Consider the following 1,622-nt stretch of genomic DNA (forward strand, 5'->3'; position numbering starts at 1 on the left):
TGCTTAATTTCATTATAAAATTTTTAGTTCAAAATAGTAAGTTAAAGAAACAAATAATTCTTTATGGTAATAATAAGAAAAAAAGTTCAAAATGCAATAAAAACACTTGGCTAAATAAAATATATCTGTTAGAATAAAAACAAGAAAAAAGAAAGGGGTTTCATTGCATGAGAAAAAAACGTGGAATTAAAAAATTAGTTACATTTGCATTGCTAGGTGTTTTTATGTTTAGTAATACAATTCCTTACCAACAGTTTATTCAGAAGAATAGACAATTGGAGATTCGAGTGCAATCACAAAAGAAGTCCAATGGTCTTGATGTTGGGAAGGCTGATTAAAGAATAATGGAATAGAATTAGTCTCTAGTATATTCACTTTTATTATTCATTAAAAATTGTAGGGGCAAGTTTGAAAAAATAAAAGTTAGTTGATTGATTACTTCTCTAAATTTTGGGCACACTAAAAAGAGGTCTTGATACCCAACCTTTAAAATTAAAGCACCTTGAATCCGTGCTGTTGTGCAAAACGAACGGCATCTTGGACAGACATTGTCTTATCTGAATTTCTTATTTCTGTAAGACCTTGTAATCTTGGATTATAACTCTCCTGTTTTAAAAGTACGTGGTAGATGGCAACCAATAATCTGCGACAGATAGCGATGATAGCTTTTCGATGCCATATAAATAATTTTTAACATGAGGGGGCTCCCTTCATAAAATTTGAGTCTGCCTATCCCTTGACTATTCTTTCCTTTCACAAACGAGTCGCTTATTCAATTATAAGTTTACGTGCTCTTAGTCACAGTTCTTGTGCTTGATGGAAAGAATGACACCTATAAAAATGCGAGGTAGTGGCTGTACCACTCACTTATTCACCTCCCCGTGATTTGTAGTAGTGATAGGCTTTCTCACTGTTATTATAAAACAAAGAGCACAACACTTTTTCATTCTGTGTTGTGCCTTGAGTGAAACGAAAGGAATGAATTATAAAAATGAAGAAAACACTTTATCGCAAATTCGGTATTTCAATTATTGCTAGTACTTTATTAGCTAGTCAGCTACCGACAGTATCTGCGTTGACTGTTATTTCAAGTACAGGCGAGGAGTATGAGGTAAGTGAAACATTACAAGAGGATCCAGGAACTAATAATTTTTCACTTCCCGATGTTTCACCGACTTATGGTCAATATTATACAAATCAGTCAGAAGTCATTATTGGCAAAAATGATTTAGTTAAGGTAAAAAATACTTTACAATATCCTTACTCTACATCAGCTTATGTAAAAGCAACATTCAAATTTAAAAATGCCGATTCAGTAGAAATAGGTACAGGTAGAGGAAGTGCTTCCTTTATCAAAGACAATGTTTTGATTACAGCAGCTCATGTCGTTTATGACCGTGAATCCAAAACAGAAGCGACTGAAGTAGAGATTATGCCTGCGGCTACTCCAGATAGTAATCCATTTGGTGAAATAAAAGTCAAAGAAGTTCGTTATTTAAAAGAATTTCGAAATACTGATCCAGATGAGCTTACTACCTATGACTTAGCAGTTTTAATTTTGGAAGAACCGATTGGCGCTCAATTGGGGACGTTAGGACTTCCAAATAATTTAGAAAATACTA

At 33.4% G+C, this 1,622-nt stretch carries 2 protein-coding genes and 1 pseudogene; 2 read left to right on the plus strand and 1 reads right to left on the minus strand.

The genetic code is table 11. The annotated features are described in order from the left end of the window. Window positions 1-167 precede the first annotated feature (167 nt). Window positions 168-338, plus strand: coding sequence for a PhrA family quorum-sensing system peptide (locus HT708_RS12240; RefSeq protein WP_001227865.1), 171 nt, complete (start codon window positions 168-170; stop codon window positions 336-338). A gap of 154 nt (window positions 339-492) precedes the next feature. Here HT708_RS12240 and HT708_RS12245 read toward each other — a convergent pair. Further along, window positions 493-675, minus strand: a pseudogene (locus HT708_RS12245) (IS110 family transposase); the annotation flags it as partial. Window positions 676-991: 316 nt separating this feature from the next. Between HT708_RS12245 and HT708_RS10195 the strand changes: the two are divergent. Further along, the coding region (locus tag HT708_RS10195; protein WP_172926351.1) for a trypsin-like serine protease at window positions 992-1,622 on the plus strand (631 nt) is incomplete at its 3' end.

The sequence above is a fragment of the Streptococcus sp. 3613 genome, assembly GCF_013277375.1.
GTDB lineage: Bacteria > Bacillota > Bacilli > Lactobacillales > Streptococcaceae > Streptococcus > Streptococcus pseudopneumoniae.

Coding starts and splice junctions, on each gene's coding strand:
- HT708_RS12240 (WP_001227865.1), top strand. CDS start 168: ATGAGAAAAAAACGTGGAATTAAAAAATTAGTTACATTTGCATTGCTA.